Origin of the sequence: Clostridium pacaense (assembly GCF_020709765.2) — a bacterium.
In the GTDB taxonomy this organism is placed as follows: domain Bacteria; phylum Bacillota; class Clostridia; order Lachnospirales; family Lachnospiraceae; genus Enterocloster; species Enterocloster hominis.
This window is the reverse complement of the sequence record NZ_JAJFEB020000001.1, coordinates 848,385-864,381: the sequence shown is the minus strand read 5'-3', so window position 1 is coordinate 864,381 and position 15,997 is coordinate 848,385. Positions and strand designations below refer to the sequence as shown.

Here is a 15,997-nt window from a genome sequence, read left to right as displayed (position 1 = left end):
GACAAAGCAACATCATTAAGGCAAAGCAACATCATTAAGACAAAGCAACATCATTAAGGCAAAGCAACATCATTAAGGCAATGCAACATCAGAAAACAAAGCAACAGTAAGGAGAGTATGATATGAAGAAAAAATTATTAGCAGCAGCAATGATTGCAGCCATGTCAGTATTTATGTTAGCCGGTTGTTCCGGTGAGGGAGGAAGGCAGGAACAGACCGCCCCGGCCACCACAGCCGCACCCCAGGGAAGCGATACAGCGGCCCAGACTGAGAAGAAGAGCAATAAGATGGTGAAGGATCCTTATAAGGATGACATTAAGCTTGCATACGTTGCACACGATATCGGGACACCTGTAAACCAGGCATGGCTGGAAGGCATTGAGCGGGAGTGTGCTTACTATGACAATATAACGGTCCAGGGCTTTGACGCTAAGAGCAGTGCGGAAGAGCAGGTTAAGATCATGTCGGAAATCATTACACAGAAGTATGATGCAATCATCCTTCAGGCAAGCGATAACTCAGCCCTTGCGGCATCTGTAACAGAAGCAGAGGAAGCAGGCATCCCTGTGATTACCATCAATATGGACGTGGATTCAGTCCATTCAGCCCTTGTACAGATGGTGGACTATGATGCAGGCCGTCTGGCGGCAGAAGAGATTGCAAAGGAGCTGGACGGGACAGGCAAGATTGTAATCATCCAGGGCCTTCCCGGAATCATCCGTACAGATAACCTGGAAAAAGGATTCCGTGATACAATCGGCCAGTATTCAGGCATTGAGATCATCGGTTCCCAGGCAGCCAACTTTGAGAAGGAAACAGCCATGAGTGTGATGAACAGCTTCATGCAGGCCAATGACAAGATTGACGGTGTATTTGCAATCAACGATGCCATGGCAGAGGGCGCTGCCCTTGCAGCCGAGTCAGCCAACCGTCTGGATGGAATGGTAATCTGGGGCGCTGACGGTGAGAAGGACGCTCTTGCAATGATTGAAAGCGGACAGCTGACAGGCACCATTTATACCAACTGCTGGGATGAAGGTTCCACTGCTGCCAAGGTCGCGCTTCTCATGATCGGTTCGGAATACAGCTATGACGTGCTGTCCAAGACCCCGGTCATCAACATGGAGCCGGTTGTGGTCACTAAAGATACGGTAGCCCAGATCCTTCCGGAAGACCGCTGGTAATTAGATACGTTGGAAAAGGAAATGGCGGCAGGAGCGGCATTGGCAGCTCCTGCCCTTGGGAATTTCATGATACCAGGCTTGTGATAAGACCTTGCCCCATATCGTGAAGTGCTTTCGCACAGGGCGCCCAAAAGCGGGACGCTGAGTACTCAATGCAAGGAGTTAATTTATGAAGCAGAATACAATCAGACGTTTTATTTCCCTGGCCATGCTGTTTGTGCTGGTGATTTTATTTTCTGCCACCAGTGACTATTTCCTGCAGGCAAAGAACATCATCTCCATTTTCAGGGATGCATCTGTCATCGGGATTATCGGGATTGGGGTTACATATGTGATCATCACGGGCGGAATCGAGCTTTCCACGGGTTCTGCCCTGGCCCTTGTGGGAATGGTCATGGCTAATATTTACCGTTATACCACGCTTCCTATATGGCTTATGCTGGCCGCGGGCATACTTGTGGGTCTGGCGGCTGGCTGGTTCAATGGTTTTATCATAACCAGGTTCAGCCTTCCCGAATTCATAGCCACCCTGTCCACCTTAAGTATATACAGGGCACTTACCTATGTGATTGCCATTAAGGAAAATGGAATCATTACCAGCCAGCCCATGAAGGATTACAGGTTTACCGTGTTTGGCGGGTCTGTGGGCGGTATTTATTATGTGACCATTGCATTCTTCGTGCTGGCTGTCATCGGGCAGGTCATCCTTAAAAAGACCAGGTTTGGCACGAACCTCTATGCAGTGGGTTCCAATAAAAAGGCGGCGGAGCTGTCCGGCATCCACACGGACAGGGCCAGGATGGCTGCATTTGTCATTGTCGGTTTCTGCGTGGCAGTCGGCTCCATTTTCACCACATCCAGGCTTCAGAGCACCACGGCTGTTCTGGGTACCGGCCTGGAATTCAATGTGATTGCGGCGGTTGTGGTAGGCGGCTGCGCCCTGGACGGGGGCAGGGGAGATGTCATAGGAACCGTCATCGGTGCCCTGTTCATGTCGGTGCTGGACAACGGCATCTACAAATACCAGATTAATACTGCATATCAGCCCATTATCAAGGGCGTCATCATCATCCTTGTGGTTGTGTTTGACGCATGGTACAACAAGCGGATGGAGCAGGCATCCAAGAACAGGAAACGGCTTTGCGAGGAGGTGACGGCCTCATGATAGGAGGAACTATTTCAGGCGGGAACATTTCCGAAGAGAACATTTCCGAAGAGAACATATCCGGAGGGAGCATTTCCAGCGGGAACATTTCCGAAGAGAACATATCCGGCGGGAGCATTTCCGGAGGGAACATTCCAGAGGGGAGCATTCCAGAGGGGAACATTTCCAGGGAAACAATCCTTCAGGCGCTGGATATCGATAAGAGCTTTGGCGGTGTGCCGGTTTTAAAGCATGTGAACCTGGACATCAAAAAAGGCGAGGTCCATGCCCTTATGGGAGAGAATGGGGCGGGCAAATCCACCTTGATCAAGATCATAACAGGGGCGTATTCCAAGGACAGCGGACAGCTTAAATGGAAGGGGAATAATGTGGAAATCAACAGCAGGAGCGACTGCCAGGCACTGGGCATTTCCTGCGTGTATCAGGAGCTTTCCGTCATACCGGCCCTTACCGTTGCACAGAACGTGCTTCTTGGCAAGGAGCCAAGGATTGGGAAGACGCATCTGATTGACCATAAGAAAATGAACGCAATGGTCCAGGAACTGATTGACCGCTATGAGTTTCCGCTCAATCCAATAGATTTTGTCAATGACCTGGGAATCGGACAGCGGCAGCTGGTGGAGATATTAAAGGGACTGTCCTCGGACGCAGACCTGCTTATCATGGATGAACCCACGGCGTCCTTAAGCGGCCGTGAGGCGGAAATCCTGTTTTCCATCATAGAAGCCCTGAGGGATAAGGGCGTCAGCATCATCTACATTTCCCACAGGCTGGAGGAGGTTTACCGTCTGGCTGACCGTCTTACCATACTGCGGGATGGGGAAAATGTGGTGGTCCTGGAGAAAGAGGAAATCAATCCGGTGGAAGTCATCCGTCTGATGATCGGCAAGGTGGTGGATGAGTCGGAAGGCTCGGTCAAGACCTTCCGGAAAACCGGCGGCGAGGCTGCATTGGAAGTCAGGGATTTAAGCAGCAGGGGAGTATTTGACAAAGTGAGCTTTCAGGTCCGCAGGGGAGAGATACTTGGTTTTGGCGGCCTGATTGGAGCGGGCAGGACAGAATTGGTCCGCTGTCTTTACGGCATAGATGGATACAGCAGCGGTGAGATTTATCTGGAAGGGGAGAAATATGTCCCCAGGGTGAAGAAGAGCATTAAGAGAGGGTTTGGATTCGTGCCTGAGGACAGAAGGAACCAGGGATTCATCCCGCTTCTGTCCATTAACAGGAACACGGCCCTGACCAACTATGACCTGATCCGCAAAAGCGGCGGGGCCATATCAAAGAAGGAAGAGCTTCAGATGTGCCTGAACGCTATTGAGGCGGTGGATATCCGTCCCAAGGACCCGGACAAGGCAGTGGGACTGTTATCAGGAGGCAACCAGCAGAAGGTTGTGCTGGGCAAATGGCTGATGCGGGACCTGAAGCTTCTGATTGTAGATGAGCCGACCGCCGGAATCGACGTGGGGGCCAAGGACGAAATCTACCATATCCTCAGGGAACTGGCTGACAGGGGTGTGATGGTCATCCTTGTATCCTCCGACCTTCAGGAGCTTCTGCGGGTTTCGGACAGGATACTTGTCATGCGCAAAGGCAGGATAGTAAAAGAATTTGCAGAGGGAACGGTAACCCAGGCTGATATACTGGCCGCGGCATCCGGGCTTCTGGGTTAAGGAGGGATGGATCATGAAACGGGAAGTCAGTTTAAAGAGATACAGTAAGATATTCATTCTTCTGGGATTCATGCTGGTGCTGACCATCATCGCGCCCCACAGTTTCCCCACCATTGCCAACCTGTCCAATGTGCTGTGGTCCGTATCCGTAATCGGCATCATGGTATCCGGCTCCATCTTTGCTATCCTGGTAGGCGGAATCGATCTTTCCGTGGGCTCCATGCTGGCCCTGACAGGAATCATCGTGGTGAGGATCATCCGGTTTTTCGATTATTCGGTCACAGGCGTCCTTTTAGGAATCCTGGCCGCCCTTTTGTGCGGCGTGCTTGTGGGCGTGGTGCACGGCATCATCATAACAAAATTCAAGGTGCCTGCATTCCTCATTACCTTTGCGACCCAGAGCATCATATCCGGGATTTCCATGATACTTACCAATAATAAAATCCTGGGATGCCTGGAACCGAAGGCATTTACCTATATCGGGATCGGCAAGCTGTTTGGACTGCCCGTGCCTGTCTTCATCATGGCGGCGGTTGCCCTTATAAGCTTCTATGTCCTTGATAAGACCCAGCTGGGCCGCTATGTCTATGCGGTGGGAGGCAACCCGGAGGCATCCAGGCTGTCCGGCATTTCCGATAACGGCATCACCATGATGGCCTATATCTTTTCCGGCCTGACAGCTGCCATCGGCGGCATTGTCCTTGCCTCCATGACCCAGCAGGCCATGGCCAGCACGGGCAGCGGATATGAGACAGAGGTAATCACCGCGGCGGTCATTGGCGGCGTCAGTCTGGCCGGCGGCGAAGGCACGGTGATGGGAGCCATATTCGGCGCTGTCCTGGTAGGGCTTCTGAATAATGGGATGAACCTGATGAATGTGCCGTCCACCCACCACGGCCTGGTAAAAGGCCTGGTAATCATCGTTGCGGTGGCAGTGGACATCATGGGACATCAGGAAAAGAAAAAAGGTTTATTCGCATCATTATTCCGCAAACAAGGAGGAGCTGTTCAATGAAAAAAATAGATTCACACCTGCATATAGCAAAAATCATAGCAGGATACTGCCGCAGAGGGGAATTACGGGCTGCGGGAAACGGCATGGCCCAGTGGGGCAACGGCGAGATTTTCCGCCTGCTGCCCGAAGGCTATGGGGATACCAGCTTTACCGCGGAAGCCGCCCTTGCAATCATGGACCATCATGAGGTGGAAAAGGCGGTCCTGATGCAGGGAAGCATGTATGGGTTCCAGAACCAGTACCACTATGAAATCATGAAAAAGTACCCGGACCGTTTCTGCCCGTCCTGCACCGTGGATCCCTTCATGACCAATTACCTGGATATCCTGTCCTTTCAGTTAAAAGAACAGGGATTCCGCCTGGTCAAATTCGAGGTAAGCTCCGGAGGCGGGCTCATGGGCTGTCACGACCCCTTTGACCTGGATTCCGGCCGCATGATGAAGATATATGAAATGATAGACCAGTGCAATGCCGTGGTGGCCCTTGATATAGGGGACCTGACGATGGCCAGTTACCAGCCGGAGAAACTGGCCCGTGTGGCAAAGGCATTTCCAAACATGAAAATGGTCCTGTGCCACCTCCTTGCCCCCACCAGAGGGGAAGAGGACCGTCTCTGGTCCGACCTGGAGCTGTTAAACCAGGATAATGTATGGTTTGACATCTCCTCCGTGCCCAAAATCTATGCCCCGGATACATATCCGTATCCTGATGTGAACACCCTGCTCCACCAGGCCGCATCCCGCCTTGGCATCCGAAAACTCCTGTGGGGGACCGATGCACCCTTTGCAGCCACCCAGGACAGCTACGGTCATCTGACCGATTACCTGACCTATGGCGGCTGGACGGAAGACGAGCTTAACGCCCTTTACTATAACAATGCCGCTTACGTATATTTCCGGCAGAAGGAGGCATGAGAATGGTCAGAGCAAAGGAATCCGTAATACAGACAACCAAACCGGCCCCATTTAACGGGACAGGTGAAATCTGTGTCAGGGACCTGTTAAACGGGCCGGATGAAATGTATGGCAAAGGAAGGGTTTTCGCCCACACCACGGTCTATCCCGGTTCAGCCATCGGTTACCACGTCCACACCAACGAATCAGAGACTTACTACATACTGGAGGGCACCGCCAGATTCAATGACAACGGAACCGAACGCATCCTCCATCCCGGCGACGTGGCCTTTACCGGAAGCGGGGAAGGCCACTCAATTGAAGCCATGGAAGGCCCTGTGGAGATGATTGCCCTTATTTTATACAAAAAGGAACCATCCGAATAAAAATTTTTATAAACTGAAAAAGCCCTTTTACTGAAAAGCTGCCGTATGCAACCGGAAATCCGCATATAACAGCTTTTTATTTTACCCCAAAGCCCATGCCGCTGCGCCCTGTATCCCGGGAACCGGCGTGCCGGACCTGATTGCCGATGTTCTTATCCCATTGCATTTTCCCACGCTTTTTGTTAGAATAAGACGAAGTGGTTATGATACCCAAATGATGCATATAGAAGCATGAGGACTGGAGGACTTATATATGAGACAGAACAGAAGACGGACACGCGGCAGAAGGTCTGACGCTGACAAGATAAAATACATCCGGATGGCGGCAATCCCCCTTGCGGTGGTGATTGTGCTGGTGATTATCATAATGGTCATGGATAAAAAGCCAGGTGACAAGGAGACGGCGGCCACGCCCGGAACAGGGGTATCCACTGAGTCCGGCCCATCCGGCGGGGATATCAGTATTTCCGGCGACGGGACTGAAGCGCAGGACGCAGGTGTGGAACCGGACAACAGCCAGTATACCACGGATTTTTCCCATTATGAGCTTCAGAAGGACGCGGTTCCCCAGGTTAACCTGCTGATCAGCGAGTATTTCCAGGCCAAGATTGACCAGGATGCGGAAAAGTTATTTGAACTTTTCGGCAAGGCCGCGGATGAGAGCTTGGAGGCGCGCCGGGAAGAACTGAAAAGCGAGGCTGTCTACATCGAGGATTACCAGGACATTGTATGCTATACAAAGCCGGGGCTGACCGCGGATTCCTATGTGGCCTATGTGACCTATGAGGTGAAGTTCAGGAGGGTGGATACCCTGGCGCCGGGACTTATGTGGTGCTATGTGCTGAAGGATGACAATGGCAATTACATCATCCGCGAAAATGTAGTGGGGGATGAAGCCGATTACGTGGCAAAGCAGAACCAGTCTGAGGATGTGCGCCTTTTATCCAAGCAGGTCAATGAGCGCCTGCGCCAGGCCATTGAATCGGATACCCTGCTTGCGGGGATTTACGGCGATTTGAGGAACGGGGCAGTGGTAAGCAGCTCAGAGGAGGACGGCCAGGACAGCATGGTATCCCTTGAGGATGACGGGGCCGGGACTTCGGGAGCCGGTGAAAGCGCTGCAGCGGGGAACAGTACGGATGCAGGGGATGGCGCCGGCCAGGACGGTAATGCCGCAGCTCCTTCAGACGCGGCATCCGGCCAGGACGGGGCGGACGCCGGCAGCGGAGAAAGCCAGACGCCTGGCGCCGGACAGGCAGATGCATCCCAAGGACAGGATACGGCCCCGGAGACAACAGGTGGTTCTGAGGTAAAGATTGAATAAAGCTGGAGGAAGACAGGACATGGATGTAAAGGATTTTTATTTTGATTTACCGGAGGAACTGATTGCCCAGGACCCGCTTAAGGACCGCTCGTCCTCACGGCTGCTGGTACTGGACAAGGATACAGGGGAAGTGCAGCACAGGGTATTCCGGGATATTGTGGAGTATTTAAGGCCGGGGGACTGTCTGGTGATTAACGATACAAAGGTAATACCGGCCAGGCTTTTTGGCGTCAAGAAGGATACGGGGGCCAAGATTGAGGTCCTGCTTCTTAAGCGCAGGGAAAATGATATATGGGAAACGCTGGTCCGTCCGGGCAAGAAGTGCAGGCCGGGGACCGTCATAGAGTTTGGGGAAGGCCTGCTGAGCGGCACCGTGGTGGAGACGGTGGACGACGGCAACCGTCTGATCCGGTTCAGCTACAAGGGCATATTCGAGGAGATTTTAGACCAGCTGGGCCAGATGCCCCTTCCTCCTTATATCACACATGAGCTGAAGGACAAGAACCGCTACCAGACCGTGTATGCAAAGCATGAAGGCTCCGCGGCAGCCCCCACGGCTGGACTGCATTTTACCAATGAGCTTTTAAAACAGATTGAGGATATGGGGGTCAGGATTGCGCATGTGACGCTTCATGTGGGGCTTGGCACCTTCCGTCCGGTGAAGGTGGAAAATGTCCTGGACCACCACATGCATTCCGAGTTCTACGTGGTGGAAGAGTCCGAGGCCAAAAAGGTAAACGACACAAAGGCGGCCGGAGGGCGGGTCATCTGTGTGGGGACCACCAGCTGCCGCACCGTTGAGTCTGCTTCCACGGACGACGGTATCCTGCAGGCTAAAACAGGATGGACCGAGATATTCATCTATCCAGGATACCGGTTTAAGGTGCTGGACGCCCTCATAACCAATTTCCACCTTCCGGAGTCCACGCTGGTCATGCTGGTAAGCGCGCTTGCGGGAAGGGAGCATATCCTGGATGCGTATAAGGAAGCCGTGAGGGAGCGCTACCGTTTCTTCTCATTTGGGGACGCCATGTTCATTGCATCCCACCCAGCGGCCCAAAAGCGGTGAATGGACCATGGATATGGATGGGCGCAGGGAAGACGGCATGGATGTAAACGGTAAAATGGATTTAAACAGTAAAACGGATGTGGAAAATAAAGAGGAAAAAAGAGAGGAACGTCTCAATAAATGGCTGGGCCAGATGGGAGTATGTTCCAGACGTGAGGCAGACCGCCTGATTGAGGCCGGGAAGGTGTGGGTGGACGGCAGTCCGGCTGCCATGGGCCAGAAGGTGAAGCCGGGGCAGATGGTGGTATGCGACGGTGTCCCGGTCAATGGGGGCAGCGGCGCGGACAGCCGGAAGCCGAAGCCGGTGCTTCTTGTTGTGAATAAGCCAAGGGGAATTGTCTGTACCACTTCGGATAAGGACCGGGCAATGAATATCGTGGAATATCTGGATTATCCGGAGCGCATCTATCCGGTGGGAAGGCTGGATAAGGATTCAGAGGGCCTTCTGCTTATGACAAACCAGGGGGACCTGGTGAATAAAATCATGCGCAGTGGCAATGCTCATGAAAAGGAGTATATTGTCACGGTGGACCGTCCGCTGACAGATGATGCCATGGACAGGATGGCAAAGGGGATTTATCTCAGGGAACTGGAAACAGTGACACGGCCCTGTAAGGTGAAACGGGTGGATGGGAAAACATTTTCCATCATCCTTACCCAGGGGCTGAACCGTCAGATACGCCGTATGTGCGAAGCCTGCGGCTGCCATGTGGAGCGCCTTGTGCGGGTGCGCATCATGAATATACGGCTGGACGGCCTGGAGACAGGGGCGTCAAGGGAAGCGGGCCGGGAGGAATACCGGGAGCTTATGAGGCTTTTAAAGGACTCCAGCAGCCTGCCGGGAGGGCGCGGCTGCGCCGTGCCCCATAAGGCCAGGACAGTAAAAGATTGATCAGGAGAACAGAATGGAAGACAGGATTCAGAGAATGAAAGAGTTGGTTTCCACCCTGAGACAGGCAGGAAAGGCTTATTATCAGGAAAGCCGGGAAATCATGAGCAATTTTGAATATGACAGGCTTTACGATGAACTTTGTTCCCTGGAAAAAGAGACAGGAATCATCATGTCAGGAAGCCCCACCCAGAGGGTGGGATACGAGGTGTTAAGCGAGCTGCCCAAGGAGACCCATGAGTCCCCCATGCTTTCCCTTGACAAGACAAAGAGCGTGGAGGACCTTCAGTCATGGCTGGGGGATCAGAAGGGACTTCTGTCCTGGAAAATGGATGGGCTGACCATTGTGCTTACCTATGAAGGCGGCAGGCTTACAAAGGCGGTTACAAGGGGAAATGGGGAGATTGGCGAGGTCATCACCCCCAATGCCCGGGTGTTTGCCAACGTACCTCTTAATATTTCCTACGAGGGACAGCTGATCCTCAGGGGAGAGGCAGTCATTACCTATTCGGATTTTAAGAGGATTAACGAAGAAATCGAGGACGTGGACGCCAAGTATAAGAATCCGCGCAATCTCTGCAGCGGTTCGGTGCGCCAGCTGAACAGCCAGATAACGGCTGAGAGAAACGTGCATTTTGAGGCATTTGCCCTGGTAAGGGCTGATGGCGTGGATTTTGGGAATTCCAGGAAGCGCCAGTTTGAATGGCTGAGGGAGCAGGGCTTTGAAGTGGTACACTACGAAGAAGTGACGGCGGAAAACCTGCCTGAGGCGGTCAATGGATTTGCAGAGGCAGTGGAGGGCAATGACGTGCCTTCCGATGGGCTGGTGCTCACCTTTGACGATATCGCATACGGGGAAGCCCTGGGAAGGACAGCCAAGTTCCCCCGCAACTCCATTGCATTTAAGTGGCAGGATGAAATCAGGGAGACAAGGCTGGATTACATTGAGTGGAGCGCGTCAAGGACCGGCCTGATCAACCCGGTTGCCGTATTTGACCCGGTGGAGCTGGAGGGCACCACGGTGAGCAGGGCCAGTGTCCATAACCTGAGTATCATGGAAGCACTGGACCTGGGCCAGGGCGATACCATTACGGTGTACAAGGCCAACATGATCATCCCCCAGATTGCGGATAACCTGACGCGCAGCGGGGTAAGGGATATACCAAAAGAATGTCCTGTGTGCGGCGGCGAGACCCAGATAAAGCAGATGAATGATGTGAAAAGCCTGTACTGCACCAACCCGGACTGTCAGGCCAAGAAGATAAAAAGCTTCACCCTGTTCGTGAGCCGTGACGCCCTTAATATTGACGGGCTGTCCGAAGCCACCCTGGAGAAGTTCATAGGCGCGGGCTTTATCCATGAGTATGCGGATATCTTCCATCTGGAGGAGCATAAGGATGCGATTGTGGAGATGGAAGGCTTTGGACAGAAATCCTATGACAACCTGATTGCATCCGTTAAGACCGCAAGCAATACAACCCTGCCAAGGATGGTGTATGGTCTGGGAATCGCGGGAATCGGCCTTGCCAATGCCAAGATGCTCTGCAGGGAGTTTAAATCTGATTTTGAGAAAATGCGCCATGCCCAGGCAGATGAACTGGTTGCCGTGGATGGAATCGGCGGCGTCCTGGCCCAGGCATGGATGGATTATTTTGCATCAGAGAAGAATAACCTGGCAGTGGACCATCTGTTAAAGGAACTTACCATTGAGGCGGAGAAGGTGGAGACAATGGATGCCATATTTGAAGGCATGACATTTGTGATTACCGGCTCCGTGGAGCATTTTGCAAACCGCAAGGAGCTGCAGGAGGTTATCGAGAGCAGGGGCGGCAAGGCCACCGGCTCCGTCACTGCCAAGACGACGTACCTGATTAATAATGACGTGGCCTCCAATTCATCAAAGAATAAAAAAGCAAAGGACCTGGGGGTCCCAATCATATCAGAAGAGGAGTTCCTGCGAATGTTGTAGCACAGTTTCCGCCGGCAGGCCCTGGGGGATGTCTGGAAGCTGCTATCCGGAACGTTTAAAGGCTGCCGGTGAAGCTGTGCTGATTGTGCATAAACCACACAACACACAACATTTGAAGGGAGAGAATGATATGCCGATTAAAGTACAAAAAGAACTTCCAGCCAGGACCATCCTGGAGTCAGAGAATATATTCATCATGGACGAGGACCGGGCCATGCGCCAGGATATCAGGCCTTTGGAGATATTAATCCTGAACCTGATGCCGTTAAAGGAGGAAACGGAGACCCAGCTTCTGCGCGCCCTTTCCAACACGCCCCTTCAGGTGGACTGTACCTTTCTCATGCTGTCCACCCATGTGTCCAAGAACACCTCGGCCAGCCATCTGAATAAGTTTTACATAACCTATGACGATATACGGAAGAAAAAGTTCGACGGCATGATTATCACAGGCGCGCCGGTGGAGAACCTGGAGTTCGAAGAGGTGAATTACTGGCCCGAGCTTTCAAAAATCATGGAGTGGAGCAAGACCCATGTGACCTCCACCATACATATCTGCTGGGGAGCCCAGGCCGGCCTGTACTATCATTATGGAATCCGGAAATATCCCATAGAGAAGAAACTGTCTGGCATCTACAACCACAAAGTGCTGGACAGGAAGGTGCCGCTGGTGCGCAGCCTCAATGATTATTTCCTGGCGCCCCATTCCAGATATACGGAAGTGCGCAAAAGCGATATCTTAAAGCACCCGGAGCTTATGATATTGGCAGAATCAGAGGAGGCCGGCGTATTCCTGGTGATGAGCCGCGACGGCAGCCAGGTCTTTGTACAGGGGCACCCGGAGTATGACAGGATGACCCTTAACAATGAATACCACAGGGATCTGAACAAGGGCCTGAATCCTGAAGTGCCCTGTAATTACTATGAGCATAATGACCCGTTCTCAGTACCGGCCCTGACCTGGAGGAATACATCCAATACGCTGTATACGAATTGGCTGAATTATTATGTGTATCAGACCACGCCTTATGTGCTGGATGAGGAAGAGGAAGAAACTTTGTAATATAGATATCTGAATAGGTCCATGAGTATGCAGCCGGAGTGCATATTCACGGGCCTTTTTATTTCCTGTAAACCCTGAAAATCCATTGTATAATAATCATCAGGAACTGTTTATCTATGGGTAAATTACCTGAAAAGCCGGCCGGTTAAAATAAGGTCAATATGGAAGTGAGAAATTTGCATGATTTGGATGTTTGCATCTTAAATTAGTAACCTGTAATCAAATAAATATTCCCCTCCCTGAGGTACACCTCATGGTAATTCGTCCTGCTAACGGGTAAAATTCCCATATAATTGTCGAAATGTAGGAGGACATCTTTATGAATGAGAATAAGCTTGTGTTTCAGGATTTTCTTAGAAGCCAAATTCATTCGTATCGTAGCGTTCATGCTTTTTCCCAAGAACATATGGCAGAAGCCCTGCGTATCTCGCCAAGGTCCTATATTGACCAGGAGCATGGGCGATATGGCTTTTCAGCAATGACGTTGGTATACTATATTTTCCTGCTGAATGATGAAGAAATCCTTACTTTCATCAGGGAACTGAGGTATCTGATGGGGAGGAGGAAAGAAGATGTTGCATAAAGCCATATTTGATTCTGCACAAATACATAAGTTGTTGACACTACTTTGGGCAGACCTGCATTATATCGGTTTCCGGTATACGGAATACGCCCTTTTGTTAATGGAAGAAGATGAGCAGTGTATCCACTCCGTCACAAAATGTCTGTATCCTGAAATCGCCAGACGCTATCAGACTTCATGCCACGCAGTGGAACGGAATATAAGGACGCTGTCGCAGGTGGCCTGGAAATCCGAACCAGGACTCCTTCAGAAAATGGCGGGCCATACACTTGAGAAAAGACCAACATCAAGCCAATTTCTTGCAATCCTTTTTGCATGTCTTACTAATATGGATCCTGCTTCTCACGAATAACCCTTCATATTAAAAATCAGCGACTTATGTAAAAAATATCCGGAGCCGGGAGTAAAAAACGGTTCCGGATATTCTTATGTCATGGAACCGGCGCTGTACAAGACCAGGCATATAAGCATTCCGGGCCATTTGACAGAAAATATATTAATAAGATTGTAAGTATTGTTAAATTGAATAGCTGCAACAAATTTATTATAATAAATGTATGTATCTGGAAATAATTTATATTTACGCAGAGAGGGGATTGTTATGAACAAACGAAAAGCGTTATGTCTGCTGATGGCTGCTGCGATGACGGTCAGTACCGCGTTTACTGCATATGCAGCCGACACAAAAATTGATAAGGTAAGGCTGGAGTTTTCGTATGGCGAGGCGCCTAAAAGCGGAGATGACATAGGCGACATTACTGTAAGGGCAAAAGACAGTGAATACTATGTGGAGTCCGCGGAGTACACCAACTCGGATGATCAGGACACATGGACGGTTGGCGATGTGCCGGAGGTGAAGATTGAGCTTTCTGCAAAGGACGGTTACCGTTTTTCCTATACAAGCAAGAGCCATTTTACACTGAGCGGGTGCAATGCTACGTTTAAAAGGGCAAAAGTCTATGACAGCGGGTCCTACATAGAGATATATGCGGAACTGAAACGTATTGGCGGCAAGCTGGAAGGTACGTCCAACCTTGAATGGGAGGATACCGTGGCTGTGTGGGACGAAATCGAGGGGGCCAAAAGCTATGATGTGAAGCTGCTCCGTGACGAAAAGACAGTGACAACCGTCAGTACCACCGGGACATCTTATGATTTTGCAGGCTATTTTAACCGGGAAGGCGATTATACCTTCCGCGTAAGGGCTATTGCAACCTACAACAGCAAGACAGGGGAATGGTCAGATGATTCCGACACACTGTCCATTGACGAGGATGAGATTGCCAATTACGGCGGCAGTGGACACTGGGTCCAGGATGGCAATGGCTGGTGGTATTCCTATGATACAGGCGGTTATCCTTCCTCATGCTGGAAGCAGATTAACGGTGCATGGTACCATTTCAACAGTTCCGGGTACATGCAGACAGGCTGGCTGAGACTGGACGGCCAATGGTTCTATCTGGCAGACAGCGGGGCCATGCTGACCGGATGGCAGGCCATTAACGGAAAGTGGTATTATCTTGGCACAGATGGCGTGATGTATGAGGATACATGGACACCTGACGGATTCTATGTGAATGGTTCTGGCGTTTGGGTGCAGTAAATAGACTGGATTTTATTGAATATGAAAAGGCGTAGGGAAAATTTCTTTACGCCTTTTCTTTTTGATATTTTTCTTGCATATGGAAGCATAGCCGTTACATTGGAGGACACGGTGGATATCGGGTTCTTCCAATTTGGTTCATTCCCCATTGTGATTAAGGCGCGCGCCAGTGGAAGGAGCGAGGTGTATTATAAATGAGGTGTCCGGCAATTGTAAGAAGGATACAGAAAGACAGGAAGGGGAATACCACCCCATTGACGATAGCGCTTGTGCTGGGCCTGCTGTTCCTGCTTTGTGCCATGGCGGAACTGCTGCGTCTGTCCATCATAGTGAAGGGGGTAAGGGATGCCATGCAGGGCGCAGCCATTGCTGTTGCCACGGCAAATTATGATGAAGTCTATCACGGACTGAGGGAAGGATACAGCGGGGGCTACTGGCTGTATGGTGAAGATTGGGAGGAAAACCTGGATGAGGGGGATATCTATGGACAGCTGGATGCACTGCTGGGGATGGAGAATGAAGGCGGATATCATGTGAAGCCGGGAGATGGTACCTACGAATACAGAATTTCGGGACTCTCCGTGGATATAGTGAATGTGGGGCTGAGGCCGGGAAATGCGGAGACGAATCTGGAAGTGACTGCAGGTGTCAGGCTGGAGGTCCCCCTGTCATTTGCCTGGGCAGGCATGCAGGCAGTGGATATGGAAATAAGGACCAGGTCGGCCTATATGCCAAAGTTCAGTCCATCACCAGACATAAGGTAGATGAGAATCCATGGGTAACAGACAGGCACCCGTACGGTACCTGTCACTGCTTCCCATCCTCGGAATCATATTTATTGACAGGTTCCAGATTCCTGAAGATTTCGTCAAATGAAACGTTGAATATACGTTTTAAGACAATCAAATCACTGAGGAAGATATTCCTTTTGCCTGTTTCAATCTGGGCATAGGTGGACTGCAGCATTGGCCTGCCGTTGACTGCAAGCTGTGCGCAGATATCTTCCTGGGTAAGTCCTTTGGCCTTACGTAATTCCTGTAATTTTCTTCCAAGGTTTATATCCTGTATTATTTTAGTCATCATGCACTCCTGAATTATCACTATTTAGTGATTTATTGCCATTGATTGTAGCATTTAAACCGAGTAAAATTATTGCTGGATAGTGATAAACGAAAAAGGAGACAGAG

Annotated in this window: 17 protein-coding genes; 16 read left to right on the top strand and 1 reads right to left on the bottom strand. The window is 51.0% G+C overall.

Features of this window, described 5'->3' with window-relative positions; all coding sequences use genetic code 11:
• Positions 1–122: 122 nt before the first annotated feature.
• The 16 genes from LK536_RS33615 (at position 123) to LK536_RS33540 (ending at position 15,574) form a co-directional block, all read left to right on the top strand.
• Positions 123–1,184: a sugar ABC transporter substrate-binding protein gene (locus tag LK536_RS33615; protein ID WP_040382531.1), complete on the top strand. Its 1,062-nt coding sequence runs from the start codon at positions 123–125 to the stop codon at positions 1,182–1,184.
• 169 nt (positions 1,185–1,353) lie between these two features.
• A complete protein-coding gene (locus LK536_RS33610; protein ID WP_227795167.1) occupies positions 1,354–2,349 on the top strand; it encodes an ABC transporter permease in 996 nt (331 codons plus the stop codon).
• Positions 2,346–4,019 carry a sugar ABC transporter ATP-binding protein gene (locus tag LK536_RS33605; protein ID WP_227795166.1) on the top strand — a complete coding sequence of 558 codons (1,674 nt, stop codon included), beginning with the start codon at positions 2,346–2,348 and terminating at the stop codon, positions 4,017–4,019. The genes LK536_RS33610 and LK536_RS33605 overlap by 4 nt, the downstream gene beginning before the upstream one ends.
• Before the next feature lie 13 nt (positions 4,020–4,032).
• Positions 4,033–5,034 (top strand): ABC transporter permease, encoded by a 1,002-nt coding sequence (locus LK536_RS33600; RefSeq protein WP_008726051.1) that lies wholly within the window; start codon positions 4,033–4,035, stop codon positions 5,032–5,034.
• Positions 5,031–5,948 (top strand): amidohydrolase family protein, encoded by a 918-nt coding sequence (locus LK536_RS33595; protein ID WP_025482399.1) that lies wholly within the window; start codon positions 5,031–5,033, stop codon positions 5,946–5,948. Before LK536_RS33600 ends, LK536_RS33595 begins: the two co-directional genes overlap by 4 nt.
• Positions 5,949–5,950: 2 nt before the next feature.
• A complete protein-coding gene (locus tag LK536_RS33590; protein WP_025482398.1) occupies positions 5,951–6,313 on the top strand; it encodes a cupin domain-containing protein in 363 nt (120 codons plus the stop codon).
• 253 nt (positions 6,314–6,566) lie between these two features.
• Complete coding sequence (locus LK536_RS33585; RefSeq protein ID WP_227795165.1) at positions 6,567–7,637, top strand: hypothetical protein; 1,071 nt, start codon at positions 6,567–6,569, stop codon at positions 7,635–7,637.
• Between the two features lie 19 nt (positions 7,638–7,656).
• Complete coding sequence (gene queA / locus LK536_RS33580; RefSeq protein WP_227795164.1) at positions 7,657–8,706, top strand: tRNA preQ1(34) S-adenosylmethionine ribosyltransferase-isomerase QueA; 1,050 nt, start codon at positions 7,657–7,659, stop codon at positions 8,704–8,706.
• 7 nt (positions 8,707–8,713) lie between these two features.
• Positions 8,714–9,598, top strand: coding sequence for a pseudouridine synthase (locus LK536_RS33575; RefSeq protein WP_331472097.1), 885 nt, complete (start codon positions 8,714–8,716; stop codon positions 9,596–9,598).
• A gap of 13 nt (positions 9,599–9,611) precedes the next feature.
• Positions 9,612–11,564 (top strand): NAD-dependent DNA ligase LigA, encoded by a 1,953-nt coding sequence (gene ligA / locus LK536_RS33570; protein ID WP_227795163.1) that lies wholly within the window; start codon positions 9,612–9,614, stop codon positions 11,562–11,564.
• A 130-nt stretch (positions 11,565–11,694) separates the two neighbouring features.
• On the top strand, positions 11,695–12,624 hold the full coding sequence (gene metA / locus LK536_RS33565) for a homoserine O-acetyltransferase MetA (RefSeq protein WP_025482388.1): 930 nt from the start codon (positions 11,695–11,697) through the stop codon (positions 12,622–12,624).
• A 319-nt stretch (positions 12,625–12,943) separates the two neighbouring features.
• Positions 12,944–13,207, top strand: a complete 264-nt coding sequence (locus LK536_RS33560; protein ID WP_008726028.1) for a hypothetical protein — start codon at positions 12,944–12,946, stop codon at positions 13,205–13,207.
• Entirely contained in the window at positions 13,197–13,559 is a 363-nt protein-coding gene (locus LK536_RS33555; RefSeq protein ID WP_227795162.1) for a sporulation initiation factor Spo0A C-terminal domain-containing protein, read from the top strand. The genes LK536_RS33560 and LK536_RS33555 overlap by 11 nt, the downstream gene beginning before the upstream one ends.
• A gap of 249 nt (positions 13,560–13,808) precedes the next feature.
• Positions 13,809–14,810: an N-acetylmuramoyl-L-alanine amidase family protein gene (locus tag LK536_RS33550; protein WP_025482385.1), complete on the top strand. Its 1,002-nt coding sequence runs from the start codon at positions 13,809–13,811 to the stop codon at positions 14,808–14,810.
• Between the two features lie 21 nt (positions 14,811–14,831).
• Positions 14,832–15,008: a DUF4320 family protein gene (locus LK536_RS33545; protein ID WP_227795161.1), complete on the top strand. Its 177-nt coding sequence runs from the start codon at positions 14,832–14,834 to the stop codon at positions 15,006–15,008.
• A complete protein-coding gene (locus LK536_RS33540; RefSeq protein WP_227795160.1) occupies positions 15,005–15,574 on the top strand; it encodes a hypothetical protein in 570 nt (189 codons plus the stop codon). Before LK536_RS33545 ends, LK536_RS33540 begins: the two co-directional genes overlap by 4 nt.
• A 43-nt stretch (positions 15,575–15,617) precedes the next feature.
• Here the strand turns inward: LK536_RS33540 and LK536_RS33535 are convergent, their stop codons facing one another.
• Positions 15,618–15,890 (bottom strand): helix-turn-helix domain-containing protein, encoded by a 273-nt coding sequence (locus LK536_RS33535; protein ID WP_506092074.1) that lies wholly within the window; start codon positions 15,888–15,890, stop codon positions 15,618–15,620.
• Positions 15,891–15,997 lie beyond the last annotated feature (107 nt).

What these genes read in the sequence shown, in the direction of transcription:
- LK536_RS33615 (WP_040382531.1), top strand. Translation starts at nt 123, where the DNA reads ATGAAGAAAAAATTATTAGCAGCAGCAATGATTGCAGCCATGTCAGTA.
- LK536_RS33610 (WP_227795167.1), top strand. Translation starts at nt 1,354, where the DNA reads ATGAAGCAGAATACAATCAGACGTTTTATTTCCCTGGCCATGCTGTTT.
- LK536_RS33605 (WP_227795166.1), top strand. Translation starts at nt 2,346, where the DNA reads ATGATAGGAGGAACTATTTCAGGCGGGAACATTTCCGAAGAGAACATT.
- LK536_RS33600 (WP_008726051.1), top strand. Translation starts at nt 4,033, where the DNA reads ATGAAACGGGAAGTCAGTTTAAAGAGATACAGTAAGATATTCATTCTT.
- LK536_RS33595 (WP_025482399.1), top strand. Translation starts at nt 5,031, where the DNA reads ATGAAAAAAATAGATTCACACCTGCATATAGCAAAAATCATAGCAGGA.
- LK536_RS33590 (WP_025482398.1), top strand. Translation starts at nt 5,951, where the DNA reads ATGGTCAGAGCAAAGGAATCCGTAATACAGACAACCAAACCGGCCCCA.
- LK536_RS33585 (WP_227795165.1), top strand. Translation starts at nt 6,567, where the DNA reads ATGAGACAGAACAGAAGACGGACACGCGGCAGAAGGTCTGACGCTGAC.
- queA (WP_227795164.1), top strand. Translation starts at nt 7,657, where the DNA reads ATGGATGTAAAGGATTTTTATTTTGATTTACCGGAGGAACTGATTGCC.
- LK536_RS33575 (WP_331472097.1), top strand. Translation starts at nt 8,714, where the DNA reads ATGGATATGGATGGGCGCAGGGAAGACGGCATGGATGTAAACGGTAAA.
- ligA (WP_227795163.1), top strand. Translation starts at nt 9,612, where the DNA reads ATGGAAGACAGGATTCAGAGAATGAAAGAGTTGGTTTCCACCCTGAGA.
- metA (WP_025482388.1), top strand. Translation starts at nt 11,695, where the DNA reads ATGCCGATTAAAGTACAAAAAGAACTTCCAGCCAGGACCATCCTGGAG.
- LK536_RS33560 (WP_008726028.1), top strand. Translation starts at nt 12,944, where the DNA reads ATGAATGAGAATAAGCTTGTGTTTCAGGATTTTCTTAGAAGCCAAATT.
- LK536_RS33555 (WP_227795162.1), top strand. Translation starts at nt 13,197, where the DNA reads ATGTTGCATAAAGCCATATTTGATTCTGCACAAATACATAAGTTGTTG.
- LK536_RS33550 (WP_025482385.1), top strand. Translation starts at nt 13,809, where the DNA reads ATGAACAAACGAAAAGCGTTATGTCTGCTGATGGCTGCTGCGATGACG.
- LK536_RS33545 (WP_227795161.1), top strand. Translation starts at nt 14,832, where the DNA reads ATGAAAAGGCGTAGGGAAAATTTCTTTACGCCTTTTCTTTTTGATATT.
- LK536_RS33540 (WP_227795160.1), top strand. Translation starts at nt 15,005, where the DNA reads ATGAGGTGTCCGGCAATTGTAAGAAGGATACAGAAAGACAGGAAGGGG.
- LK536_RS33535 (WP_506092074.1), bottom strand. Translation starts at nt 15,890, where the DNA reads ATGACTAAAATAATACAGGATATAAACCTTGGAAGAAAATTACAGGAA.